This window comes from Sorangium sp. So ce887 (genome assembly GCF_051521455.1).
In the GTDB taxonomy this organism is placed as follows: Bacteria; Myxococcota_A; Polyangia; order Polyangiales; family Polyangiaceae; genus Sorangium.
In genome coordinates, this window is the sequence record NZ_CP150354.1 from 11,796,501 (window position 1) to 11,820,733 (window position 24,233).

14 protein-coding genes are annotated in these 24,233 nt (G+C 72.4%); 2 read left to right on the forward strand and 12 right to left on the reverse strand.

The window, feature by feature from the left end; all coding sequences use genetic code 11:
- Position 1 precedes the first annotated feature (1 nt).
- Positions 2 to 1,051, reverse strand: coding sequence for an NAD(P)-dependent alcohol dehydrogenase (locus tag WMF36_RS44210; protein WP_437576872.1), 1,050 nt, complete (start codon positions 1,049 to 1,051; stop codon positions 2 to 4).
- Between the two features lie 788 nt (positions 1,052 to 1,839).
- On the opposite strand from WMF36_RS44210, the gene WMF36_RS44215 reads away from it, so the two are divergent.
- A complete protein-coding gene (locus WMF36_RS44215) occupies positions 1,840 to 2,004 on the forward strand; it encodes a hypothetical protein (protein WP_437576873.1) in 165 nt (54 codons plus the stop codon).
- Between the two features lie 37 nt (positions 2,005 to 2,041).
- On the opposite strand, the gene WMF36_RS44220 is transcribed toward WMF36_RS44215, so the two are convergent.
- From WMF36_RS44220 to WMF36_RS44240, 5 genes are all read right to left on the reverse strand, one after another.
- Entirely contained in the window at positions 2,042 to 4,291 is a 2,250-nt protein-coding gene (locus tag WMF36_RS44220; protein WP_437576874.1) for a molybdopterin oxidoreductase family protein, read from the reverse strand.
- A complete protein-coding gene (locus WMF36_RS44225) occupies positions 4,291 to 6,021 on the reverse strand; it encodes a DmsC/YnfH family molybdoenzyme membrane anchor subunit (RefSeq protein WP_437576875.1) in 1,731 nt (576 codons plus the stop codon). The genes WMF36_RS44220 and WMF36_RS44225 overlap by 1 nt, the downstream gene beginning before the upstream one ends.
- Before the next feature lie 119 nt (positions 6,022 to 6,140).
- A complete protein-coding gene (nirD, locus tag WMF36_RS44230; RefSeq protein WP_437576876.1) occupies positions 6,141 to 6,539 on the reverse strand; it encodes a nitrite reductase small subunit NirD in 399 nt (132 codons plus the stop codon).
- A 36-nt stretch (positions 6,540 to 6,575) separates the two neighbouring features.
- Complete coding sequence (gene nirB, locus WMF36_RS44235; protein WP_437576877.1) at positions 6,576 to 9,116, reverse strand: nitrite reductase large subunit NirB; 2,541 nt, start codon at positions 9,114 to 9,116, stop codon at positions 6,576 to 6,578.
- A gap of 355 nt (positions 9,117 to 9,471) precedes the next feature.
- Positions 9,472 to 12,201, reverse strand: coding sequence for an ATP-binding protein (locus WMF36_RS44240; RefSeq protein WP_437576878.1), 2,730 nt, complete (start codon positions 12,199 to 12,201; stop codon positions 9,472 to 9,474).
- An 86-nt stretch (positions 12,202 to 12,287) separates the two neighbouring features.
- Between WMF36_RS44240 and WMF36_RS44245 the strand changes: the two genes are divergently transcribed.
- Positions 12,288 to 13,217, forward strand: coding sequence for a ketopantoate reductase family protein (locus tag WMF36_RS44245; protein WP_437576879.1), 930 nt, complete (start codon positions 12,288 to 12,290; stop codon positions 13,215 to 13,217).
- A 159-nt stretch (positions 13,218 to 13,376) separates the two neighbouring features.
- On the opposite strand, the gene WMF36_RS44250 is transcribed toward WMF36_RS44245, so the two are convergent.
- The 6 genes from WMF36_RS44250 to WMF36_RS44275 form a co-directional block, all read right to left on the reverse strand.
- Complete coding sequence (locus WMF36_RS44250; protein ID WP_437576880.1) at positions 13,377 to 13,844, reverse strand: hypothetical protein; 468 nt, start codon at positions 13,842 to 13,844, stop codon at positions 13,377 to 13,379.
- Positions 13,845 to 14,125: 281 nt separating this feature from the next.
- Positions 14,126 to 15,241, reverse strand: a complete 1,116-nt coding sequence (locus tag WMF36_RS44255) for a hypothetical protein (RefSeq protein ID WP_437576881.1) — start codon at positions 15,239 to 15,241, stop codon at positions 14,126 to 14,128.
- A gap of 364 nt (positions 15,242 to 15,605) precedes the next feature.
- Positions 15,606 to 16,283 (reverse strand): 16S rRNA (guanine(527)-N(7))-methyltransferase RsmG, encoded by a 678-nt coding sequence (locus tag WMF36_RS44260; RefSeq protein WP_437576882.1) that lies wholly within the window; start codon positions 16,281 to 16,283, stop codon positions 15,606 to 15,608.
- A gap of 49 nt (positions 16,284 to 16,332) precedes the next feature.
- Positions 16,333 to 17,019, reverse strand: a complete 687-nt coding sequence (locus WMF36_RS44265) for a DUF488 domain-containing protein (protein ID WP_437576883.1) — start codon at positions 17,017 to 17,019, stop codon at positions 16,333 to 16,335.
- 45 nt (positions 17,020 to 17,064) lie between these two features.
- Positions 17,065 to 22,407 (reverse strand): hypothetical protein, encoded by a 5,343-nt coding sequence (locus WMF36_RS44270; RefSeq protein WP_437576884.1) that lies wholly within the window; start codon positions 22,405 to 22,407, stop codon positions 17,065 to 17,067.
- Positions 22,404 to 24,152, reverse strand: coding sequence for an ATP-binding protein (locus WMF36_RS44275; RefSeq protein WP_437576885.1), 1,749 nt, complete (start codon positions 24,150 to 24,152; stop codon positions 22,404 to 22,406). The genes WMF36_RS44270 and WMF36_RS44275 overlap by 4 nt, the downstream gene beginning before the upstream one ends.
- Between the last annotated feature and the right edge of the window lie 81 nt (positions 24,153 to 24,233).

A 24,233-nucleotide genomic window follows, 5' to 3' on the forward strand; every position in this document is an offset into this window, starting at 1 on the left:
GTCAGGCCGAGAGGCTCTTCATGTCGATCACGAAGCGGTAACGAACGTCGCCCTTCACGGTCCGCTCGTACGCCTCGTTGACCTGCTGGATCGGGATCACCTCCACGTCGGAGACGATCCCGCGCTCGCCGCAGTAATCGAGCATCTCCTGGGTCTCCTTGATCCCGCCGATCGCGGAGCCCGCGAACCGACGGCGACCGAGGAGCAGGCCGAAGGCCCCGATCTCGAGCGGCTTCTCCGGCGCGCCCACGAGCACGAGCGTGCCGTCGCGTCGGAGCGTGCCGATGAGCGCGCCCACGTCGTGCGAGGCCGACACGGTGTCGAGGATGAAGTCGAACGAGCTCGCCGCCGAGGCGACCGCGCTCGGGTCGGTGCTCACGAGGAAGTGATTGGCGCCGAGCCTGCGCGCGTCGGCCTCCTTCCGCGTCGACGTGCTGATCACGGTGACCTCGGCGCCGAGCGATGCGGCGAACTTCACGCCCATGTGCCCGAGTCCGCCGAGGCCGACCACGGCGACCCTCTGCCCCGCGCCCACCTTCCAGTGGCGCAGGGGCGAGTAGGTCGTGATGCCGGCGCAGAGCAGCGGCGCCACGGCCGCGGGGTCGAGGCTCATCGGCACGCGGAGCACGTAGTTCTCGTCCGTCACGAGGACATCGGAGTAGCCGCCGAACGTCGGCGTCTTGCCGTCCCTCTCCATGCCGTTGTACGTGGCGACCATCCCGCTCGCGCAGTACTGCTCGAGCCCCTCCTGGCAGGACCCGCAGACGCGGCACGAGTCGACGAAACAACCGACGCCGACGCGGTCTCCCTCGCGGAATTTCGTGACGCCCTTCCCGACGGCCTTCACGTGACCGACGATCTCGTGGCCCGGCACCATGGGGTATATCGAATTGCCCCACTCGCCTCGGGCCTGATGAATGTCGGAATGGCAGATCCCGCAATGGGAGATCGCGATCACCACGTCGTGCTCGCCCGGGTCTCGCCGGTCGAACGAGAACGGAGCGAGGGGCGATTGTGCGTTTTGCGTGGCGTAGCCTTGTGCTCGAATCATCCGACCTGTGTACACGGAACGGCAAGGCGCGGCAACGGCAGGGCACGCAGGCTACGTCCCGCTTCCTCGCTCGAAGAGCGACGGGACGAGCTCCTCCACCGTCGCCAGCGCTTCGAGCACACCCCGCAGGCTGTGGAGTGGAGGCGGCCTCATCGAGGAACAGCGAAAGCCACCATTCTCTGTAAGAGAGCGGCATCGCCCGTTCGGCCGCAACGCCGGCGAGCCACAGATCCTCGAAGCCGTGAGCTCGTCTCGCTCCGCGACCGACGCGCACGCATCGCGATGAAGCCAGACGCGAGCCACCTCGTACGGTGGGCGCGGCGCGCTGCGTCGCGCGCCGTGATGGGGCCGATGTAGCCCGGGCGCGCCGGTTTCGTTCGATCTGCACGACCCGTGGCAGGTGCGGTGCGAGCTTCACTTGATCCTCCTGGCTCGCACGGCGCAGCCGCCGCTGTGACCGCAACCCCCCGCCGGCGGCGACCCAGGTGCACTTCAGCTCCCGCATGGGACTTCCATGTCCCTCGATTCCTGTGTAATCATGCAAGATGCTGGCGGCGCTGGCTGTCGAATCGCCGTCGGCAAGATTCTCTTGGTTGCGAACAACGTGTGATCTGACCGCGAAAGGTGTTCCAATGAATCAAGGATCGTCTTCGGGGCGTCTGTCCAGGAGCCGCATCGGGTGCTCCCTGTCTGTCCTTTTCTGTGCGCTCGTGCTCGCCGGTTGCGGCGGCATGGATCCCTCCTCTTCATCCGAGGATGACGAATCCACGCCGAGCGGAGACGAGGATATGAGCTGGGAGGAGTTCCGGGCGAACGCCCACCGCGACCCGGGGCGCGGGCTCTACATCCTCGACGGCGATGACCGGGGGCTCAACGAGACGGAGCTGCGTGCCGTCTACGAGCGCTACGTCCAGACCGGCGTGCTCGTCGTGAAGCCGCTCGGGCGGCGCTGACGACACCTCGCCGGGATACTGGGCCGACGCGGTACGACTACCCGCGATCTTCCTCGCGCCGCATCTTCACCGCACACGCCTTGTACGAGGGCTGCCGGGAATACTGATCGAACGCCGGGAACGTCAGCTTGTTCGTGATCTCGTAGTGCATCGGGATGAAGATCTCCCCCGGCTGCACCGAGTTCGTGACGAACGCCCGCGCCTTGATCTCCGCGCGGCGCGACGCGATGACCACCCACTCGTTCATCTCGAAACCGAGCTTCTTCGCGTCGACCGGGCTCACCTCGACGTAGATCTCCTTCGGATAGAGCCGCTGCAGCACCGCCGACTTCTTGGTCCGCGTCTGCGTGTGCCACTGGCTGGAGCTCCCTCGCCCGGTGAGCAGCGTGAACGGATACTGCTCGTCGGTCGGCTCCGGCAGCTGGCGGGGCGCCTGGAAGGCGAACTTCGCCCTCTGATCCGGCCGGTAGTACTGGCCGTCCTCGAACAGCCGCCGCTCGTTGGTCTCGAAGGCCGCCCCCTCGGGGTAGGGCCACTGGATGCCCCCGCGCTCGTCGATCATCGCGTAGTCGTCGATGCCCGTGATGTCGCACGGCTGCCCCTTCGAGAGCCGCTTCATGATCTGGAAGACGGCCTCGGGGCTCTTCCACTCCTCGAGCAAGTCGCCGCAGCCCCAGTACTGGGCCACGAGCTGGAAGATGTGGAAGTCGGCCAGCGCCTGGCCGGGCGCCCGCGCGACCTTCTTCACGAGGCCGATGCGCCGCTCCGAGTTGATGAACGTGCCCTCCTTCTCGGCCCACGAGGCCGCCGGGAGGACGAGGTGCGCGCGCTCCGCCGTCTCGGTCGTGGCATACATGTCCTGCACCACGAGGAACTCCAGCCGACCGAGGAGCTCGTGCAGGTCCTCCTGGTTGATCCAGGAGTGGGCCGGGTTCGTCGCGATGATCCAGAGTCCCTTGATCTTCCCCTTCAGGATGCCTTCGATGATCTGGTCGTAGGCCAGGCTGTTCCGCGTCGGGATGACCTCCTCCGGGATGTCGAGGATCGCGGCGATCTTCTTCCGGTGCTCCTCCTTCGTGAAGTCGTGGCCGGCGAACAGGCCCGTCGTGTTGCTGAACATCCGCGAGCCCATCGCGTTGCACTGGCCCGTGATGGAGTTCGCCCCGGTCCCGGGCCGCCCGATGTTCCCCGTCATCAGCGCGAGGTTGATGATCGCCTGCGCGACCCGCACGCCCTCGTGGCTCTGGTTGACGCCCATGGTCCACCAGAACGACACCCGCTTTCCGTTGTGGATCGTCTCGGCGAACGACGCGAGCTGCTCCTCGCTGAGCCCCGTCGCCGCGGACACCCGCGCGGGCGTGAACTCCTCGACGTGCGCCCTGAACTGCTCGAAATCGACGGTGTGCGCGTCGATGTAGTCCCTGTCGATCCACCCTCGCTGGATGAGGATGTGCGCGATACCGTAGAACAGCGTCAGATCCGATTTCGGCTTCAGCGCATAGTGCGCCGTAGCCGCCATCGCCGTCTCGGTCTTGCGCGGATCCACGACGACGATCGCCGGATGATTCTTGTTCTTGCACAGCCGCTCCCACATGATCGGGTGGGCGATGCAGAGGTTCGAGCCGACGAGCACCACGACGTCGGACTCCTCGAAATCGCGGTACGTGTAGGGCGGCGCGTCGAAGCCGAACGACTCCTTGTAGGCGACCACCGACGTCGCCATGCACTGCCGGGTGTTGCCGTCCCCGTGCAGCATGCCCATGCCGAACTTCGCGAGCGCCCCGAGGAAGGCCATCTCCTCGGTGACGATCTGCCCCGTGCTGATGAAGGCGACCGACTCCTTGCCGTGCGCCTCCTGGATCGCCTTGAACCTGTCGACGAACGTGCGCAGCGCGACGTCCCACTCCACCCGCTCCAGCTTCCCGCGGGCGTTCCTGAGGAGCGGCGTCGTGGCGCGGTCGCTCGCCCGGAGCGGCGTGAGCGCCTCCCAGCCCTTCGGGCACGCCATCCCCAGGTTGACGGGATAGTCGGTGTTCGGCGAGAGGTTGATCGCCTCGCCGTCCTTCAGGTGGACGTTCAGCCCGCACCCGGTCGAGCAGAAGCCGCACACGACCGTGGTCGTCTGATCCGGCTTCAGCCGCGCAGGCACCCTCCCGAGGCCGAACTCGCCGGGCGCGAGGAGCAGGTCGCGCGTCAGCGGCCCGTTGCGCTGCAGGAGGAGGTTGTCCGCCTTCTTCGGCTCCGCTGACATCTTCTTTGCCTTTGCATCGCTCGCATCGGTGGTCATCAGGAGAGCCCTCCGGGCATCTTGGAGGCGGGCGCGGCTGCGAAGAACAGATACCGCTCGAGGAACTCCCCCGCGAGGCAGAACAGGAACGCCACGACCGCCATGGCCATCAAAGCTTCGGAGCTCACGCCGCTATTCGGCGCCGAGAAGAGGCTGAGCGCGGGCAGGACGATGCCGCCGAGCGCCCCGCAGGCGAAGCGCCAGCCCGTCGCGCCCTTCAGCTCCCCCGCCATCAGGATCGCGCTCCGCTTGAGCGTCGAGTGGCTCCGCCGCCGGAGGTGCCGGAACATCGAGAGCTCCACGGCCAGCTTGAGCGCCATCGACACGCACAGGAACGCGCTCAGCGTGCGGAAGCCGCGGGTCAGGAGCAGCGCCGCGTGCTCGCGGCTCAGGAGCAGCGCGACCATCAGGACCGTCGAGCTCCCGAGCACGGCCGCCGTGCCCGTGAACTTGAAGCCCGTGAGGCCCCCGCGCCAGTGCTCCCGCTGGGTCGCGGCGTACACCATCACCGAGCAGAACACGCCCAGCATCCCGCTCAGCGCGACCGCGTAGGACAGCGGCGTCTGCAAGAGGCCGAGCGGCAAGAGCGGCGCGAGCGCCGGGATCGAGGGCACCCAGAACGAGGCCGCGTAGAGGGTCGCGGCGCCGGCGAAGAGCGAGAACCCGAGGATCTCCCGGCTGAGCCACGACGTCTTGAGCCCCAGGAACGCCCGGAACGCGAACTGCGGTCGACCCAGGTGCAAGAGGCTCGCATTCAGCGCCGCGAGCCCGAACACGAGCGCGAAGGTGGCGCTGTGGCCGCCGAAATCCCGGGTCGCTTGCTCGCCGAGCAGCTCGTTGAGGGCGAGGCTCACGCAGAACGCGCCCACCGAGAGCTGCGTCAGCACGAGCATCGCGACGAGCGGAGGGTGGGAGTGCTCCCGGCTCACCTGGTAGAAGTCCGCAGGCAGCATGTTGCGCGGGAGCGACTTCTTCGTCTTGTAGGTGGTCGTCGGGATCGTGATCTCCGGCGCCGCCGCGCCCGGCAGGAAGACGTTGGTCTGGCTCTCCTGCACGGCCTGCGCCTGATCGATCACCGTGATGCGAATGGCGCCGTTGGGGCACGACTGCACGCACGCCGGGGCCTCGTCGTTGGCCAGCCGGTCGCTGCACATATCGCACTTGCGCACGATCCCCCGCTCCGCGTTGAACTTCGGAGCGTCGTAGGGACACATCAGGACGCAGTACTGGCAGCCGATGCACTGATCATCGAGGTGCTTGACGATGCCGGTGACCGGGTCCTTCTCGTAGGCCTTGACCGGACAGCCCGTCATGCACGCCGGGTCCAGGCAGTGGTGGCACGCCGTGGTCACGCTCTGCTGCGCCGGCGCCTGGGGCGTGCCGCCGTGCAGGAGCCCGACCGAGCGCCACACCTCGTCCTCGTCGAGACCGTTCAGGCTGTGGCAGGCGGTGACGCACGCCTTGCACGCCGTGCAGGCGTCGAGGTCGACCTCGAAGGCGTACTGCTGCCCCGGCTTCGGCTTCTCGAAGGGGATGAGGTCGCGGTAGTACTTGGATTGAGCCGGGAGCGCGTGCTCCTCGTGGATCTTCGAGAATTTCTCGACCGCCGTGAGCTTCTGCTGGTCCGCGAGGAGCGCCTCCAGCAGGTTCTTGTTGCTGTCCTGGATCTTCGGCGGCGAGTTGATGATGGGCAAACGAAAATGAGTGTCCGACACCTTTGCAACGCTCATCGATAATCCCTGTCTACCCCGCGCGGAAACCCAGCCCGGAGAACTTCAAGAGACACACCGCGAACGGCGGCGTGCCCGTCGCGAAGAGAAAAGCGGCGCTGCCTCGCCAGCCCATCGGGTCAGCTCGCCGCGACGTACGGCTCTGCCGGGACCTGGACCTCGACGCGCCCGCCCCGGATCCGGGCAGGATACACGGGGACGCGCACGCCCGGGTCGTCCAGGCACTGGCCGGTGCGCAGGTCGAAGCTCTGCTTGTAGATCGGCGAGGCGATCTTGGGAATGCCCCCCTTGTCCCCGACGATGCCGCGCGAGAGGACGAACGCCTTGCTGAACGGGTCGAAGTTGCTGATGGCGTAGATCTCCTCGCCCTCGCCGACCCGGACCACCGCGACCTGGCGCTTCCCCACGAGCGCGCAGACGCCCGTGTTCGGGATGATGTCCTCGGCCCCGCAAACCTCGACCCAGCCCTGGGTCGTGCCCTCGTTCCGGGGCGCTTCCGACGTGTGCAGCTCGTTCATGACGATCCCTCTCAGAAAAGGCCTGTCGACCCGCGGTCAGATCATCTCCTCGACGACGTTCGATTTCTCCTTCCAGGCCGCCGGGCGGTGCTGCGCCCGCTCGCTGACGAAGACGATGCTCCGGTCGGGCTCTCCGGCGTTCACGAACGGGCGGAACTGCTTGAGCTTCTCGGCGTCGGAGACCGCGGCCTTCCACTCGCACTCGTAGGTCGCGATGAGGTGGGCCATCTCCTTCTCGAGCTCCTCGCAGATCCCGAGCGAGTCATCGATGATGACCTGCTTGAGGTAATCCATGCCGCCCTCGAGGTTGTTGAACCACGTCGCCGTGCGCTGGAGCCGGTCCGCCGTGCGGATGTAGAACATCAAGAACCGGTCGACGTACTTGATGAGCGTCGCCTCGTCGAGATCCGAGGCGAAGAGCTGGGCGTGCTGCGGCTTCATCCCGCCGTTGCCGCAGAGATAGAGGTTGTAGCCCTTCTCGGTCGCGATGATGCCGAAGTCCTTGCTCTGCGCCTCGGCGCACTCGCGCGCGCAGCCGGACACCGCGGACTTCAGCTTGTGGGGGCTGCGCAGCCCCTTGTAGCGGTTCTCGACCGCGACCGCGAAGCCCACCGAGTCCTGCACGCCGTAGCGGCACCAGGTGCTGCCCACGCACGACTTCACGGTGCGGAGCGCCTTGCCGTAGGCGTGCCCCGACTCGAAGCCGGCGGCGATGAGCTCGCCCCAGATGTCGGGCAGCTGCTCCAGCCGCGCGCCGAACAGATCCACCCGCTGGCCGCCGGTGATCTTCGAGTACAGGCTGTACTTCTTCGCGACCTGCCCGAGGGCGATGAGCTGATCCGGCGTGATCTCGCCGGCCGGCACGCGCGGGACCACCGAGTAGGTGCCGTCCTTCTGGACGTTGGCCATGAAGCGATCGTTCGTGTCCTGGAGCGGCAGGTGCTTCTTGTTCAGGATGTGCTCGTTCCACGTCGAGGCGAGGATCGAGGCCACCGCCGGCTTGCAGATCTCGCACCCCTTGCCCTTGCCGTGGCGCTCGATCAGGTCGTCAAAGGTCTTGATCGCGTGGATCCGGACGAGGTGATAGAGCTCCTGCCGCGAGTAGTTGAAATGCTCGCAGAGGTAGTTCGTCACCGCGACGCCCGCCTTCTTGAGCTCCTTCTTCAGGATGTCGGTGATCAGCGTGGTGCACGATCCGCAGCCCGTGCCGGCCTTCGTGTGCCCCTTGATGGCGGCGACCGTGACGTGCTTGTCGTCGCAGATGGCCGAGCAGATGGCCTTCTTCGTGACGTTCAGGCACGAGCAGATCATGGCGGTGTCGGGCAGCGCCTCGACCCCGAAGCCCGCCGGCTTCGCGCCGTCGCGCGCCGAGACGATGAGGTCCTCGGGGTTCGGCGGCAGCACGATCTTGTTCTGCACGAGCTGGAGCAGCTGCCCGTAGTTCGAGGCGTCGCCGACGAGGATGCCGCCGAGGAGGTGCGTGCCGTCCGCGCTGACGACGAGCTTCTTGTAGACGTTCGACGCCGCGTTCATGAAGCTGACCACGCGCGCGCCGGGCTGCGTCGCGAACGCGTCGCCGAAGCTCGCGACGTCCACGCCCATCAGCTTGAGCTTGGTGCTCATGTCGAAGCCGTTGAAGGTCTCCTTCCCGCCGGTGAGGGCGTCGGCCGCGACCTTGGCCATGTGGTAGCCGGGCGCCACGAGGCCATAGAGCTGGTTGCTGTAACTGGCACACTCGCCGATCGCGTAGATGTCCGGATCCGACGTCTGACAGCGATCGTTGATGACGACGCCGCCGCGGTTGCCGATCGCGAGATCGCACGCCCGGGCGAGCTCGTCCCGCGGGCGGATGCCGGCGGAGAAGACGATCATGTCGGTCGCGAGATCGGTCTGGTCGGCGAAGAGCATCCTCGCCACGCGGCCGTGCTCGGCGACGATCTCGGTGGTCGAGGTGTTCGTGTGCACCTCCACGCCGAGCGACTCGATCTTCTGGCGGAGGATCGCGCCGCCGGCGTCGTCCACCTGGAGGGCCATCAGCCGCGGCGCGAACTCCACGACGTGGACCTGGAGGTTCATGTTCTTGAGCGCGTTGGCCGCCTCCAGCCCGAGCAGGCCGCCGCCGATGACCGTGCCGACCTTCGCGCCCTTCGCGTGGGCCGCCATGGCCTCGAGGTCGTCGATCGTGCGGTACACGAAGCAGCCCTTCGTGTCCTTGCCCTTGATCGGCGGGACGAACGGATACGAGCCGGTGGCGAGGATGAGCTTGTCGTAATAGACCGTCTTCCCCTTCGCGGAGGTCACGGCCTTCTTGCGCCGGTCGATCGATACGGCCTTGTCCCCCAGGTGGACGTGAATCCCCGCCTCCTCGTAGAGGCCGGGCTTCACCATCGACAGGTCATCCGCCGACTTGCCGCTGAAGAAGGCAGACAGGTTCACCCGGTCATAGGCGAGCCGCGGCTCCTCGCAGAAGGTCGTGATGTTCCATTCGCGCAGGAAGCCACCGAGAACCATGTTCTCGATGAACTTGTGCCCGACCATACCGTTGCCGATGACGAGGAGGTCCTTCTTCTTGCTCATGAAACCCACCTTTGGACCCGGTGAGTCATTCTCACCGTCACTGCCGTACTGCCGTCCGAGCGAGGCGCCCGGCCACACTCCCGGACCAGAAACTGTCTACTGTGAGCTCTGTTTCACAACTGTTTCGCAGGAATAAATTGTGTGCCCAGCGGCGCGCTCGATCCCGGACATTCCCTCTGTTTCCTGCGCGTTTCGCGGTCGCGGACGAGCGTAACAAGGCTCCGCGCGAGGGCGATCTGAACAGCGTCAATGAAAGGAAAAGGGCGATTCGCGCGAAACAGGAGGTGACTGTTTCGTGTGTGTGTCGCTCCGCCGGAGCGAAGCCATTGCAATTCTGAAATGGCCGGCGGGCCGGTCACCCGCGCGGGGCGGCCTCGGCGACGAGGGCGAGCAGCTGCGCCGTCGCGACCGGCTTCGTGAGGTGGGCGTCGAAGCCTGCCTCGCGCGAGCGGCGGCGGTCCTGGTCCTGCCCGTAGCCGGACACGGCGGCGATGTAGGAGCGCCGGAGCTCGGGCTCGGCGCGCAGGCGCCGGACGACCTCGTAGCCGTCCATCCCGGGCAGGCCGATGTCGAGCAGGACGAGCTCGGGCTTCGACGCGCGCGCGGTCTCGAGCGCCGCCGGGCCGTCGTGCGCCATCGACACCGTGTGGCCGTGGAGCTGGAGGATGCGCCGCAGGCCCTCGGCGGCGTCGACGTTGTCGTCGACGAGGAGGACGCGGAGGGCGCTCGCCCCGGAGCGCGGGATCTCGGTCGCGGGCGCCGCGGCGCTCTCCGCCGACGCGCCCGCGAGGGGGAGCCAGACGCTGATGGTGGTGCCCTCGCCGGCGCCGGCGCTCACGGCCTCGACGCGCCCGCCGTGCAGCTCGGCCAGCCGCTTGACGAGCGTCAGCCCGACCCCGAGGCCCCCCTGCGAGCGATCCAGCGTGCGCCGCGCCTGCATGAACGGCTCGAAGACGAGCGGCAGGAGCTCGGCGGAGATGCCGACGCCGGTGTCGGTCACCCGGATCCACGCGTCGCCGCCGCTCGTCGTGGAGGAGGAGAGCGAGACGCGTCCGCCGGGGTTCGTGTACTTGATGGCGTTGTTGAGCAGGTTCACGGCGATCTGCTCGAGCCGCACCCGGTCGCCGTGCACGAAGACCCCGGGCTCGACCGACAGGAGGAGCTCGTGCCGGCGCTGCGCGAGGAGCGGACGCACCGAGTCGACCGCGGCCTCGACCACGGAGCCGACGTCGAGCCGCTCCCGCTTCAGCTCGATCTTGCCGCGCGTGATCCGGGAGACGTCGAGCAGATCGTCGACGAGCCGCACGATCGTCTTCACCTGCCGCTCCAGGGTCGTGAGGACCTGGCTGTCGTCGCGGTCGCCGCGCTCGCTCGTGTTCATGCGCAGGAGCTCGAGGCCGGTGGTGATGGGCGCGAGCGGGTTGCGGAGCTCGTGCGAGAGCATCGCGATGAACTCGTCCTTGCGCCGGTCCGCCTCGTGGGCCTCGCGGTACAGCCGGGCGTTCTCGAGGGCGACGCGCCGCTCGCGCTCGATGATGGCGGCGCGCTCCTCGTGCAGGCGGGCGCGCTCGATGGCCTGCGCGCACTGGCGCGACATCGCGACAAGGAACTCCTGCTCTTCGTGATCGAAGGGGCGCGCCTCCGCGAAGCTCAGCCCGAGCACGCCAATCGGCCGCTCCTGGACCCAGAGCGGGAGACAGCAGAGCGAGGCGGTGGCGGCGGTCAGCGCGCCGGCCGCGAAATCCGGGTACCGGGCGGAGCACTCCTTGCGCGAGCGCAGCCAGACGGGGGCGCCGGTCCGCAGGGGATCGGTGATCGGGAGGCCGTCGGCGACGGACATCTTCCGGAAGCGCTCGACGGCCTCGGGCGCGTAGCCGACCGCCTTGAGGCACTCGAGCGTGTCGCCCGCCGTCACGACGATCGTCCCGGCGTACGCGCCGGCGGCGGCGACGCCCTGGTCGACGACGACCTCCGCCACCGCGTCGCAGGTGAGCGCGTCGGCGAGCGCCGCGGTGATGTGCTGGAGGCCGGCCATGCGCTGGGCGGCGCGCTCGGCGGCCCGGCGCGCCTCCTGCTCGGCCAGGAAGCGCCGCCGCGCCTCGCTCTCGGCGTCGCGGGCCAGGTCGTAGAGGCGCATGCGCTGCAGGGCCACCTGGATGCACTGCGAGAGCTCCTCGGCGAAGGCGAGATCGGCCGCGGTGTAGGTGCGGTCCGACTCGGCGGAGGCGAGGGTGAGCGCCGCGAGGACGCACTCCTCGCCGCGGATCGGCACGATCACCGCGGATCGGCAGCCGAGCGCGCGCAGGGCGGCGAGGTGCTCGGCGTCGCGCGCCACGCCGGCGAACAGGCTGTCGGGGATGTCGGACAGGAGCCGGGCGGGGCCGCCGTGGAGCACCTCGTGCAGCGGCGTCTCGGGCTCCGGCGGCAGCCGGCCGCGCTGGGCCAGCCTGGAGACGAGCTCTGCCTTGGCCGGGTCCGCGTGCGCGATGACCCGCGCGCGGAGGGTGCCGTCCGAATCGAGCGTGTGGACGGAGCAAAAGGCCGCCACCGAGGTGACGGCGAGCTCCGCGACGCGCCGGTAGCTCGTGTCGCGGTCGAGCACCGGATCGAGCAGGGCCGTCGCGTCGGCCAGCAGGCGACGGGCCTCCTCGGCGCGCTTCTGTTCGCTGATGTCCGCGACGAGCGTGAAGAAGCCGCGCACATCGCCGCTCGCGCCGAGGTGGGGAATGTACTGGATGCGGACGTGGCGCCTGCCGCCCTTGCGGTAAACGATCCGCGACTCGAAATCTTGCGGTTTTCCGCGGAGCACCGCGTCGATGTGCGGCTTCACGACGGCGTACGCGGCGTCGCCGATCACCTCGCGCACCTGCCGGCCGGTGAGGGAGCTGCGATCCTCCTGGAACCAGCGCTCGTAGGCCTGGTTGACGACGCCGTAGCGCTCGTCGCTATCGATATAGGAGATGAGCGCCGGCAGGGCGTCGAGCAAGAGCTGGATCTGCCCGGATTCCAGCGTCGCGCTGGGCTCGGCGCCGGTGTTCATGCCGGCGCTGGCTCGAGCCAGGGTGGGGGCGTCCGGCCTATGCATCTCGGCTCATGCATATCCGCAAACCGCGCTGGTGGCCACATGTCGGCTGTCTGCGCTCCGGTTCGAGCATGCTATCGTCGCCGCCGATGCGGATCCTCATAGTCGGCGCGGGCGCGGTGGGCGGCTATTTCGGGGCGAGGCTCGCCCTCGCGGGGGAAGACGTCACCTTCGTCGCGCGGGGCGCGCACGCCGAGGCGATGCGGTCGCGCGGGCTCGTCCTCCGCACGCCGTCCGGCGAGCTGCGCACGCCGCCGCTCCGCGTGGCCGCGCTCGACGGGGCGCGCGGGCCGTTCGATCTGGCGCTCATCGCCGTGAAGTGGCCGTCTCTCCCCGCCGTGAGCGCGAAGCTCCCCGGGCTGCTCGCCGCGGACGGCCTCGCCGCGCCCCTCCTGAACGGGCTCGACTCGGAGGACGCGGTCGCCCGGGAGGTCGGCGAATCGCGCGTGATCGCCTCCATCGCGTACATGTCCGCGGGGCTCAGCGGCCCTGGCGAGATCGACACGCTCGCGCCGACGCGCGCCGGCCTCGCGCCGTACCGGCCCGGGCAGGAGGCGCGGGTCGAGGCGATCGCCGCGCTGCTCGAGCGCGCGGGCATCCCGGTCCGCCGGGGGTCGAGCTACCGCGCCATGCTCTGGGAGAAGATGGTCTGGAACGCCCCCTTCAACGCGATCTGCGCGCTGACCGGCCAGCGCGCCGGGGCGGCCTTGGAGCGGATGGAGGACCTCGCCCGGGCGGCGATGCTCGAGGTGATCGCGGTCGCGCGGGCGGAGGGGGTGGAGATCTCGGAAGCGACCGCGGACGCGATGATCGCCCTCACGCGCGCGGAGTTCCCGCTCACGGAGCCGTCGATGCTGCAGGACGTGCGCGCCGGCCGGGCGACAGAGGTGGAACTTCTCCAGGGCGCCGTGGTCGAGCGCGGGCGCCGGGCCGGCGTCGACACCCCGGTGCTGCGCACGCTCGCCGCCCTCGTTCGCGGCCTGTCGCCCCGGGCGAGCGCGCTGTCTGCCGCCGGGTAGGCCCCGGGCGCGCGGCGGGCTCGGGTGGTGGCCTGATTTGGACATGAAGGCGGGAGGGCGGGAAGAAAAGATCAAGGATCTTCGCGCCTTCCCGCCTTCATGGGAATCAGTCTGGGGCCAATCAGGCCACCACCCGGGCTCGCGACGTCGCATGTCGGCTCAGAACACGGTCCTGGCGGCGAGCCCCTTGCCCATGGGGATGATCTGCACGGTCCCGACCTCGGTCACCGTGCGCTTCGCCGGGAAGATGAAGCCGCTCAGGATCTGCAGCGCGCCGATGGCCTGGCCGAGCCCGTTGGCCACGAGCAGCACCTTGTGGGTCGACTCGGCGTTGCACTCCCGCTCGCCGCGGCACTTGTCGCGGGCGCCGAGGTCGATCCAGGGCCCCGCGATGGGCACCCAGAGCGCGCGGTCCGCGGGGTTGTCGCTGAACGTCGCCACGACGGTCGAGATCCCGTAGGTGGTGCCGAGCACGGCGACGCCGCTCCAGATGAGCCCGCGGTTCGGCACGGAATCGGTGATGGTGACCGTGTCGCGCGTCCTTTCCTGAGCGTGCGCGGTCCCGGTGAAACCCATCGTCGCGGCCGCCACGACGGCGGCCGAGGTGAAGAGAGCGAGCTTGTTCATGCGGTCCTCCTGCCCGCACGGGCGTCTGAGCAAAGGGGATGCCGGCGCGGCGAGCGCTCTCGGCGTGGATGTCTTCAACGCGCCCACGGCGCGCCACGCCGGGAGGGTCATGTGGCGATCTGCCTCGCCTGAGACGGCGCGCCTCGTGCCTGGGCTGGTGGGGAGTTGACCCGGTGTTCCGGGTTCCTGGAAAACGAGAAAACGAGAAGGGGAGTGGAGCGTGAGGGTCATCCCATCTCTGGAGATCGAGATGGGATGAGACCCTGTCCGCGGATCGGCGGTCAGGCGCCGCCGGTGCCGCCCGCGCCGCCGGTGCCGGCCGTGCCGCCCGCGCCGCCGGTGCCGGCCGTGCCGCCCGCGCCGCCGGTGCCGGCCGTGCCGCCCGCGCCGCCGTCGCCGCCCGCGCCGGTCGTGGCGCTGGCGCTGGTCGTGGCGCTGGCGCTGGTCGTGGCGCTGGCGCTGGTCGTAGCGCTGGCGCTGGTCGTGGCGCTGGCGCCGCCCTCGCCGCCGGTGCCGCCCGTGCCGCCGCCCTCGCCGCCGGTGCCGCCGCCGGCGCCGCCCTCGCCGCCCGCGCCGCCCTCGCCGCTGGTGCTCAGCGGATACGTCGGGTCGAGGCAGAAGAAGCCGTCAGGCGTCTCGGCGCACTCATCCGGCTCCTGGCAGTCGCCGTTGTCCTCGCATTCCTTCGGCATGTCGACGAAGATGCAGTACCCGTTGTCCGGGAGACCGATGTTCTCGCAGCGGGAGTCGGGCAAGAGGCAATCGCTGTGCGCCGTACACGCCCTGGTGCAGACGCCGACGTCGCCGAGGCCGGCGTCTTGCGCGGAGTAAAGGCAGATGCCGTTCGCGAACCCGCCGCAGTCGGACTCCAGAAGATCGCCGCCCAGGCCGCAGAACTGGGTGCATGCGCCGACCTCGCCGGCGAAGCCCCCACACAATCCGGCGCACGAGTTTTCCTCGGCCTCGACGTCGCAGGCGGCCCCCATCGGGAGACCCTCGGTGGGCGTGTCGACGCAGACGCTCTGCCGGGGATCGCAGCTACGGCCGGGGCACTGGCTGTCGGAGCCGCAGTTCGGCACGCAGACCGGCACGCCGTCCACGTCCTGGCAACGCAGCTCGTCGCGGCCGTGGCACTTGAACGGGTCGAGCTCGTCGTCGAGGAACTCGATCGCCGGTCGTCCATAGTCGCAGCCCAGGAAGCACAGTCCATCCAGGCAGGCGCTGTCCGCGCCTTCGCAGTCGCCGTCATCGGTGCACGACATCGTGCAGTACCCGCCCGAAGGACCGCCATTCGGGTCCGACTCCAGCCAGCACTCGCCGTCGGGGCCGCAGTCCGCGTCCTCCGTGCACTGGCTGCCGAGGTACTCGGCCCCGGGCGTGTTGTCGCCGGTGCTCACGGAGGTTCCCGAGCTCGAGGAGGACGTTGTCGAGCTCGACGAGCCCCCGCCAGCGCCGTCATCCGAGTCGTCACCGCCGCAACCTATGAAGCCTGCAGAGAAGGCGACCGATGTGAGCAGGATCGCCGAAACGCGTTGTAATTTCATTACTGTCTCCTGAGCCAGGAGGCCCTGCCCACGTAGGGCGCGCCTTCATGTGATTTCGGGACAGTATCGGAAGCGGTGCTGCTTCGCCATACCGGACGAGCTGGGGCACCTCGACGCCGAGCCTCCGTGAAAGCGGATGACTCTCCGGCGAAGCGTCGCCATCAGGATCTCAATCTGAGGACTGGCGGCCTGGTTCAGGCGATACCCGACAGGGCGGTCAGGCGAGCTTGGCGGCTCCTGGCAGATACCGCACTGCCCTCCGATCGGCGCCGGTGAGCGGCCAGCGATACCGGAGATCGATCGCGGGCGCCCAGCCGGCGTGCGCCGGCGGCTCGTCGCGGGCGAGCAGGACCCAGATCTCGCGGTGATCCGCCGGCTCCTGCGCGGTGAGCGCCGCGCCGAGGGGCAGCCAGGCGTCCGGCGCGAGCGTCGCGCGGGAGAGCGCCACCTCGAATGACCTCCCGGCCCGCACGAGATCCTCGCCGCGCGCGCGCTCGACCCGGGGCGGCTTCTTGAGCTCGCCTTCCTGGACCAGCGTGCCTATCGCCGTCCGCAGGAAGGCGACGCGCTTTTGCAGAGGCTCGACGAGGGTCACCTCCAGATCCGGCCGCAGCAGCGCGAGCGGCAGGCCGGGCGCGCCGGCCCCCGTGCCGACGTCGACAACGCGCCGCCCCTCGGGGACGTGCTCCGAGAGGAGCCGCGCGTCCGCGAGCATGAGGTCGGCGAGCTCGTCGGCGCTCCGCGCTGCCGTCAGATCGACCTTCGCGTTCCACCCCTGGACGAGCTCGAGCCAGCGCGCGAGCGCCTCGCCGGCGCGGGCAGGGAGGCTCGGCTCGCGGCCGGCGAGCACCGTGGCGATCTTCTCCGTCATCCGCGACGCGGCGCCCAGGGTCATGGCCGCAGTGGAGCACAGGACCCGGGGCGGATGCACCCGCCGGCGCGGTTCACCGCGCGCGGCGGGGGCGCGGGGGCGCGGGCTCATCCGGCGCGGATGCGCGCTCCGCGCCGGCGCCGCCGAGCGGCAGCGCGCGCTGGGCGCCGACGTCGTAGATCAGGTGGCCGGCGCCGTCGATCCGCGCCGCGGGGTTCAGCGTGTGCGGGGCCCGCGCGCCGGGGCCGAGCAGGTGGACGACCGCGAGCCCGCGCGCGACCAAGGCGTCGGCGATGAGGCGGCGGTGGCAACGCCACCAGAGCGTCTCGGCGCACAGGAGGGCCATGCGCCGTCCGGCCCGGGCTTCCGCCTCCACCTCGGAGAGCGCGCGCTGGAAGGCGGCGGTCTCCATGTGGTCGGCGTAGGCCCGGAAGCTCGCGTTCTCCCAGGCCACGTGGGGCGAGCCGTCCCGCCCGGTTCGCCGGCCGCCCAGGGTGTCGCCGCGGAAGACGTAGGTCACCCCGAGCGGGGGCAGCGCCTCGGCGAGCGCGGCGCGGCCGAGGTGCGGCGACCGGCTGGAGCCCGGGAACCTCCGGACGTCGACGAGCGTGTCGGCCGGCCCCTCGCCGAGCAGCTCGACGAGCTCTTCCACGCTGCGGGTGCCGTGGCCGGCGGTGAAGACGGTGTCCACGGGGAGAGCTTTGGGCCCCGGCGGCGCGCGGGCAACGTGCGGCGGGAGGCGCTCGCCGGGCTTCCGCATCGGGCCTTCCCGTCCCGGCGGCGGCGCGACGCCGGCCGGCGCGCGCTACCTCATCGAGCGCAGCAGATGGTCGAGCGCCCGGCGCTCCTCCGCGTCGGTGACCGACTTCAGGGCGCGGTTCACCTCGCCGACGGCGGCCGCCGCCAGCAGCGCGACGGCCGCGGGATCGGGCGCGCCGCGCGCGCGCAGCCACGCGAGCGCTTCGTGCTCGGTGTTGATGACGATGTGGCTCCGGCTGGCCTCGTAGCGGACCGGCCTCCCCGAGCGGCTCTCGACGACGGCGCGGACCGGGGAGCCCTCGAGGCCCATCCTGGCGATGGCCTCGCGGAGCGCCGCGGCGAGCGGGCCCTCGGCCGCCGCGCCCGGCCGCTCGGGCGCGGCGCCGAGCCGCGTCGCCGCCTCGCCGCCGATCAGGCCGCGCACGCTGCGCCACAGCGCGCCGACCCAGGCGCGTGCGCCGCTCGCGTCGGGCGCGCCCGCGGGGGCCTGGGCGCCGGATGCGCCCGCGGGCGCCTCGTCGCCGGTCGCGCCCGCGACAGCCCGCACACCGGCGGCGCCCGCGGGCGCCTCGTCGCCGGTCGCGCCCGCCGGAGCCTCGTCGCCGGCGGCCCCGGAGGCGCCCCCGACCTCCGTCGCGACGGCGCCGGCCGGGGCCGGCGGCGCCGCGGGCGCGCCGAGCTCGCGCAGCGCGCCGGGGGCGGCCCGGTGGCGCAGCACCTCGACGAGCGGCGAGCCGTCGTCGAGCAGCACGAACGCCGGCGTCCCCTCCGGGAAATCGCCGTCCGCGCTCCCGCGGCGATCGGTGATCCACAGGCAGCCGCTCGCCGCGAGCTCCGCCCGGACCGCCGCCGGGCCGGCGATCTCCCCGCCGGCGGTCGGCGCGGCGAGCCTGCCGCCGGAGAGGCGGCCGAGCAGGTGCAGGTTCCACAGGTACGGCGCGGCGGCCGTCTCGTCCGAGAGCTCGGCCGCCATGGAGGCCGCCGCCTCCATGGCGAGCTCCGCGACGGCCTCCCAGCGCTCCTCCTCCAGCGGCCACACGAGGAGCATCCCCTCGACCGGCGCGAGCCCGACGACGCCGGCGGCGCCCGCCTCGGCGAGCAGCGCGCGCGGCGTGAAGCCGCCGCGCGCGGCGCCGTCGCCGCCCTCGAGGATCGCCGCGGAGGGCGCGCCGACGAGCACCCGCGGCGCGCGGGGCCACCGCGCGGGCAGCCAGAGCGCGCCGGTCACGAGCAGCGGCCGGGGCCGGGCGACGGCGGCGTCGATCCACCGCGTCGCGAGCGCGTCCTCGGGCGGCGCGAGCCGGCCGCGCAGCCACCGCGCGGTCGCGTCGCGCACCGCCTGCCGGAGCCTCGCCGCGTCCGCGCCCGTCCGGAGCCCGTCGAAGGCGCGGTTCGGCTCGAGCGCGTCGTCGTTGACGGCCGCGCACAGGGGCCACCCGCCGCCGGCGCCGATCGCGCAGAGCGGCCGGCGCCCGACGTGCACCGCGATGCCGGCCGCGCCGGCGTGCTCCGGGGCGAGCAGGCCGATCTCGCCGTGCGCGGTCTGCGCGCCCTCCTGCTGGGCGAAGGGGAAGGTGGCGAAGCACGCCGCGCGCGCGGCCGCGTCGAGGCCGATCACGGCGAGCGGCGGCGCCGCGAGGCGCTCCTCGGTCGCGCGATCGCGCGCGACGGTGTCGGTGATGTCCTTGACGAGCACGGCCGTCGCGAGCTGCAGCCGCTCGGGCCTGCTCAGCGCGAGGACCGGCCGCTCGTAGCGCTGCGTCGGGTAGGGCGGCGGCGTCGAGGTGCACAGCCACTCGGCGTGCGGATCGTGCCGGAGGTCGTCGAGCGACCGGTGGGTCCCCTCGATGTCGGGGAAGAGCGGCGCGCCCGCGGCGCCCGCGACGACGCGCTTGCCCTGGGCGAGCGTCCGCAGGAGCGCGCGGCGCGTGTGGCTCCGGGCGAACGGCGGCAGCTCGTCGAAGCGGGGCGCGAGCGAGATCAGGTGGCGGCCCGCGCCCTTCGCGAGGCGCGTCAGCAGCGCGCGCACCTCGTCCCGCGGCGGGTCCGCCGCCCCGGCGCGCGCGAGGATCCGCAGCGGGATCGGCAGCTCCACGTCGACGCGCCGCTCGGCGCCGTCGGGACCGATGAAGCGCGCGTCCGACTCCGGCCCCTCGATGATCTCGATCTCGCCCTCGAGATCCCGCACGCCGAGCGCGGCGGGGCTCACCCGCAGGCTCGGATGCGGCGGCGCGCCCGGCAGCGCCGGCGGGGCGCGCGGCGCGCCCGCGGCGTCGCCGCGCGCCCCGTGCTCCTGCTGCGTCCTCTCGGCGCGCTTGAGGCGGCCCTGCTCGATGGAGGCGCGGAGCCGCCGCGTCGGCACCGCGCCGTGCGCCGGGAGGACGCGGCCGCCGGCCCACCGCAGGAGCGCCGCGCGCTCGCGCGGGTCGCGGACGACGAGGGGGTGCCAGGCGAGCGTCTCGAAGCCGGGCGCCTCGTCGAGCACCGGGATCGGCGCCGGCGCCGGGTGCGTCCTGTCGAGGCTCTCGAGCGAGCACGCGACCTCCCGGCCGCGCGGATCGAGCATCATGAGCAGCGGCAGGCGCCGGATGCGCGCCGCGAGCTCGGCGAGGGCCGCCTCGACGGGCGCGCTCCGGGCGCTCTCCGCGAGCGCCCGCGCGCTCTCGAGGAGGTAGGCGATCAGGCGGGCGTCCGGTCGGCCGTGGTGGCGGAGCGGGTCGTCGCGCAGGCCGAGCCGCGCGCGCGCCGCGGCGTCGCCCTCCAGCGCGGCCACGAGCGCCTCGCAGAGCGCGCGCTCGACCGCGTGGACGGCGGCGTCGTGGCGCGGCGACAGGAGGCTATTCCAGGCCCTGCCCGGCACCGCCGCGTCGTCGTCGATCGCGACGGCGGCGGGGCCGAGGAGCGGCGCCGCGGCCTTCAGGGTGGCGAGCGGCTGCGACGCGTGGTGCCACGCCTCGACCATCGCGTCGCCGGGCGTGGCGAGGGCGAGGAAGCCGGGGCCGGCGACCGCGAGGACCGGCGCGTCGGCGGCGCCTCTCGGCGCGACCTTCTCCAGCGACGCCGCGAGCGCGCGCCGCCGCGCCGGGCCCCGCGCCGCGAGCTCGTCCTCGCCGAGGAGCCCCGGCGCGTAGGGGACGAGCTCGCACCCCGGGAGCGCGGCGGCGAGCCAGTCGAGCTCGCGCTGCGAGGCGGCGAGCACGGGCCGCCGGTCGGCCGCGCGCCCCCGCGCCTCGGGCGGCGCGGTGCAGAGGCCGCCCGCCGCCCGGGCGAGCGAGGCGAGGCCTTTCAGGCTCAGGAACCGGCCTGCCCCGAGCGTGGGCCAGAGCCGCGCCTCCACGAGGCCGCCGAAGCGCGACGGCGCGAGGTCGTCCACGCCGCGCCCGTCGCGCCGCCCGGCGCCTCCCCGGCGCCCCTGTCTGCGGTCGGGCGCGCCGAGGCGCTGCGGAGCGCAGAACACCGTGCCGATCGCGGCGCGCAGCGGGCCCCTCAGGCGAGCGAGCTCGCTCTCGGGCTGCGGCGCGCCCTGGTGCGCGGCCCTCGGACCGAAGCGCCGCCGCGCCTCGGCGTTGGCCGCGGCGAGCGCGACCCCCAGGGCGTGGCGGACCGCGCGCCAGAAGCGCGCGTCGCGCTCGACGCCGTCGTACGCGAACCGCGGCCGCACGTGCCCCTCCCACGCGAGCGCGATCTCGACCGGCAGGGGGACGGCGGCGGGATCGAGCTCCACGGTCTCGAGGTGCCGCCCGTCCACGAACACCCGGACCTCGGCGCCTCTCCTCGGCTCGCCGTCGTCGGCGAAGACGGCGAGCTCGCCGCGCAGGCCGGCGAGCGTCCCCTCGTCCACGTGGAAGGCGGCGCGGAGCGCGTGCTCGGGGGCGGGCGGCACCACGGGCTCGCCGGTCGCGTGCAGGAGGAACGCCCTGCGGCGCCCGGCGCCGAGCTTCGCCTGCTCGAGCATCGCCTCCGCGTCGGCGAGCGGGAGCCCGGCGAGCGCGCGCTCGACGACCCCCCCGCGGCTCCAGATCACGTCGTGGGCCCAGGGGGAGAGCTCCTCCGGGAGCCTCGCGTCGCCGCGATGGAGGAAGAGAGGCGACGCGTCGCGCGCGTCGAGCGACGCGAGCGACACCGGCCGCCCGTGCCCGTCGCGGAGCAGCGGCAGCTCGCGCACGGCCTGCGCCTCGGGGGGCAGCCTGGCGCCTGCGCGCGCCGCGCCGGTCGCGACGCACGCGAAGGCCGCGAGCGCGTCCTCGAGCCGGCCGCGGTCCTCGTCGACGACGAGCACGCCCTCCGGGATCGCGCCCTCGCCGCGGAGCAGGGCGGTCAGCGCCTCGAGCGCGTCGAGCAGCGCGCCGCCCGCCGCCTCGCGGAGCCGCGCGCGGAGGGGCGCGTCCTCGCGCAGCGCCGAGCGCGACGCGTTGGTGGGCAGCTCGTCCGCGTCGACGACGAGGCGGACCGGGAGCTCGACCCCCTGGTAGGGCGCCGAGGGGAACCGCGGCTCGAAGCTCCAGCGCTCGCGGACGAGCTGCACGCCGTGCTCGAGGTAGTCGACGGCGGGGAGGCCGGAGAGGGGGGGAGAGAAGGGCGCGGGGAGGGGCGCGGGGAGGGGCACGGAGAGGGGCGTCGACAGAGGCGCAGAGAGGGCCGGCCCGCCTGCGGGATCGCGGGGCGCGACGATCTCCAGCGCCGCGCGGCGCGCGCCGTGCACGTGGAAGGGCACGCGCAGGAGCACCGCGTGCTTGCCGCCCGGGGGTGCGCGGCGGAGCGGCTCGCCGGCGACGGCGATCGGGATCGAGAAATCGCCGGTGGCCGCCGCCAGGTGGGCCAGCTCTGGCGGGGTGTCGCCGGTGATGGCCCGGCGCAGCACCGACCAGCCGAGCCGCCGCCGCACCTCGACGCGCAGGCCGGCCGCGGGCATCCCGGGCGGCCTCGGCACCTCGTCGCAGGCGGGGGCGGCGGCCGGCCCGAGGGCGCCTTCGGGCGCCTCGAGCAGGGCGGGCGTGAAGCGCACGCGCGTGCAGGTCGCCTCGGCTCTCTCGCCGGACGGCCCGCGGCCGGTCGTGAGCAGGTCGACGCGGGCCGGGCGCAGCCCGAGCGCCGCGTTCACGCCGAGCGCGAGCAGCCGGAGGCGCCGGGACGGGGCGTCGGGCGCGGCGTTGAGCACGTGGTCGAGGAGGCGCGCCAGGACGGGCGCGTCGGGCGGCTCTCCGTCGAAGGTCAGGACGACGTCGTCGGCGTCGTACTGGAGGTCGATCTGCGTCGCGCCGCCGGCCGCGGCGGCCCGGACGAGCTCGAGCAGGTAGAGGTCGAGGTCGACGAGCAGGTGTTCCCTGAGCTTCTGGACGGCGCGGCGGGCATCGACGCGGATCGCGCCGCGGGCGACGACCCGGCTCATCTCGGGAGCCCCCGTGGCGCGCCTGCGAGCGGCGGCGGGTTCGCTGCGAGGTCGAGGAGCCGGTCGCTGTCCTCGGGATCGAGCGGCCCCTTGGCCTCGACGAGCAGCGCGCGGGCGAGCAGGTTGCCGGCGGTCACGGGGTCGACGGCGGCGCGCCTGCGGGCGAGCGCCACGGTGTCGCTGGCGACGTTGAGGTAGAGGGCGTGCCGTGGCCCGAAGCGCGCTGCGCGCCGCACGACGTCGCGCGCGGCGTGGCAGCTCGGCTCGGGCTCGCCGCGCTCGCTGCCTGCGGGCAGGAGGATCCCGCCGCGCTCGCGGAGGGCGCCCTGGATCCGGCAGAGGCTCACCCGGGCGACCCCGTGCCGGGCGCGCGCGAGCGCGTCGGCGACCACCTGGAGCAGCGGCGCGTCGGCCGCGCGGGCGCTCTCCGGCTCCTCGCGCACGCGCAGGTAGGCCGCGCGCGCCTCCTCGATGCGCGCCATCGGGAAGCACCGCTTGAGCAGCGCGACGGTGGCGGGGTGGTTGCACAGCACGACGGGCAGGCCGTCCTGCGCCATGGCCTCGGTCAGCGCGCCGGGCCGCTCGGCGACGAGCAGCGGCTCGCGCCCTCGCGCGAGCGCCCGCAGGCCGGCGCGTATCCGGTCGCCCGCGACGGCGCTCGCGAGCGGGAACGGGATCTCGTCCGGATCGAGCGCGGTCGGCGGCGACAGCGCCGCCTCGAGCATCGCCGCGTACGCGGCGGCGGCGCCCTCGCCGGCGGCGGCGCCTGCTGCGGCCTGCGGCAAGCGCGCGGCGAGCTCGCGCCGGAGCGGCCCTTTGACGAGCTCGCGCACGCGGGCGAGCGCTTCCCAGAAGGCGTCCTCGCGGCGCACGTTGTCGCGGCTCAGGGTGTGCTGGAGGTGCGGGCTCATCACCTTGAACCGCACGCCCGAGAGCCCGCTGAAGAGCTCGTCTGTGGTCTCGAACAGGGTGAGGCCGCCGTTGTAGAAGCCGGCGAAGCTCTGGCCGTGCTCCGCGGCGGGCTCGCCGCCTCTCGGCTGTGCGAGGTGCTGAGCGCCGGCGGAGGGGCCGACCACGAAGGTCGTCTCCTCCTCGACGGCGGTCACGGAGACGGGCGCTGCGACGGACAGCGGGGTATCGATGCGCTCGACGCTTGCCCGTGCGTTGCCTTCGTGATCGGCGATGCTGAGGGCGATCTCGCACCTGGCGTGGCGGCACCAGCGGCGGAGCGCTGCCTGGGCGCGGCGAGCGTGTTCCACGAACGCCTCCCGGCTGAGCCGCTGGATGAGGGTCACCCGGGTGCCGCTGCCCTGGCGCGGGCCGGCGTCCTCGAGCTCGTAGCTCGTGTCGCTGCGCAGCCGGAGGAGCCATGCCTGTCCGTCGCGCCACGTCTCCACGTCGACCGCTTCCGGCTGGATGGCGAGCACCGAGACGAAGCCGACGCCGTATTTGCCGATCTTGCTGGGGTCGCCTTCCTTGGACGAGCTGAAGAGGGTGAGCAGCGGTCCCTCGATGTCCTCGCGGCTCATGCCGCACCCGTCGTCGGCGACCGAGGTGGCGCACGCGCCGGGCAGCGTCTCGACGCGCACGGCGATCTTCTGCGCGCCGGCGTCCATGCCGTTCTGCACGAGCTCGCGGAGGAAGGCGTACGGGTCGGCGAACTGCTGCACCATGTCCGCCACGGGGCCTGGCGGCGGCGCCGGGGGCGCGGCGCGGTCCTCGCGGAAGGATCGGTACGGGGCCATGCGCGCCTGCGAGGCTATCACAGGGGGGAGGTGGGCCTCCGGGGCTGCTCGACGCAACCACCGCGCCTCGCCGCTGGGGCA

Bases quoted from the DNA above. Each gene is read 5' to 3' on its own strand.
- WMF36_RS44245 (WP_437576879.1), top strand. From the start codon at position 12,288: ATGCGGATCCTCATAGTCGGCGCGGGCGCGGTGGGCGGCTATTTCGGG.
- WMF36_RS44240 (WP_437576878.1), bottom strand. From the start codon at position 12,201: ATGCATAGGCCGGACGCCCCCACCCTGGCTCGAGCCAGCGCCGGCATG.
- WMF36_RS44265 (WP_437576883.1), bottom strand. From the start codon at position 17,019: ATGCGGAAGCCCGGCGAGCGCCTCCCGCCGCACGTTGCCCGCGCGCCG.
- nirB (WP_437576877.1), bottom strand. From the start codon at position 9,116: ATGAGCAAGAAGAAGGACCTCCTCGTCATCGGCAACGGTATGGTCGGG.
- WMF36_RS44210 (WP_437576872.1), bottom strand. From the start codon at position 1,051: ATGATTCGAGCACAAGGCTACGCCACGCAAAACGCACAATCGCCCCTC.
- WMF36_RS44220 (WP_437576874.1), bottom strand. From the start codon at position 4,291: ATGACCACCGATGCGAGCGATGCAAAGGCAAAGAAGATGTCAGCGGAG.
- nirD (WP_437576876.1), bottom strand. From the start codon at position 6,539: ATGAACGAGCTGCACACGTCGGAAGCGCCCCGGAACGAGGGCACGACC.
- WMF36_RS44260 (WP_437576882.1), bottom strand. From the start codon at position 16,283: ATGACCCTGGGCGCCGCGTCGCGGATGACGGAGAAGATCGCCACGGTG.
- WMF36_RS44250 (WP_437576880.1), bottom strand. From the start codon at position 13,844: ATGAACAAGCTCGCTCTCTTCACCTCGGCCGCCGTCGTGGCGGCCGCG.
- WMF36_RS44225 (WP_437576875.1), bottom strand. From the start codon at position 6,021: ATGAGCGTTGCAAAGGTGTCGGACACTCATTTTCGTTTGCCCATCATC.
- WMF36_RS44270 (WP_437576884.1), bottom strand. From the start codon at position 22,407: ATGAGCCGGGTCGTCGCCCGCGGCGCGATCCGCGTCGATGCCCGCCGC.
- WMF36_RS44215 (WP_437576873.1), top strand. From the start codon at position 1,840: ATGAGCTGGGAGGAGTTCCGGGCGAACGCCCACCGCGACCCGGGGCGC.
- WMF36_RS44275 (WP_437576885.1), bottom strand. From the start codon at position 24,152: ATGGCCCCGTACCGATCCTTCCGCGAGGACCGCGCCGCGCCCCCGGCG.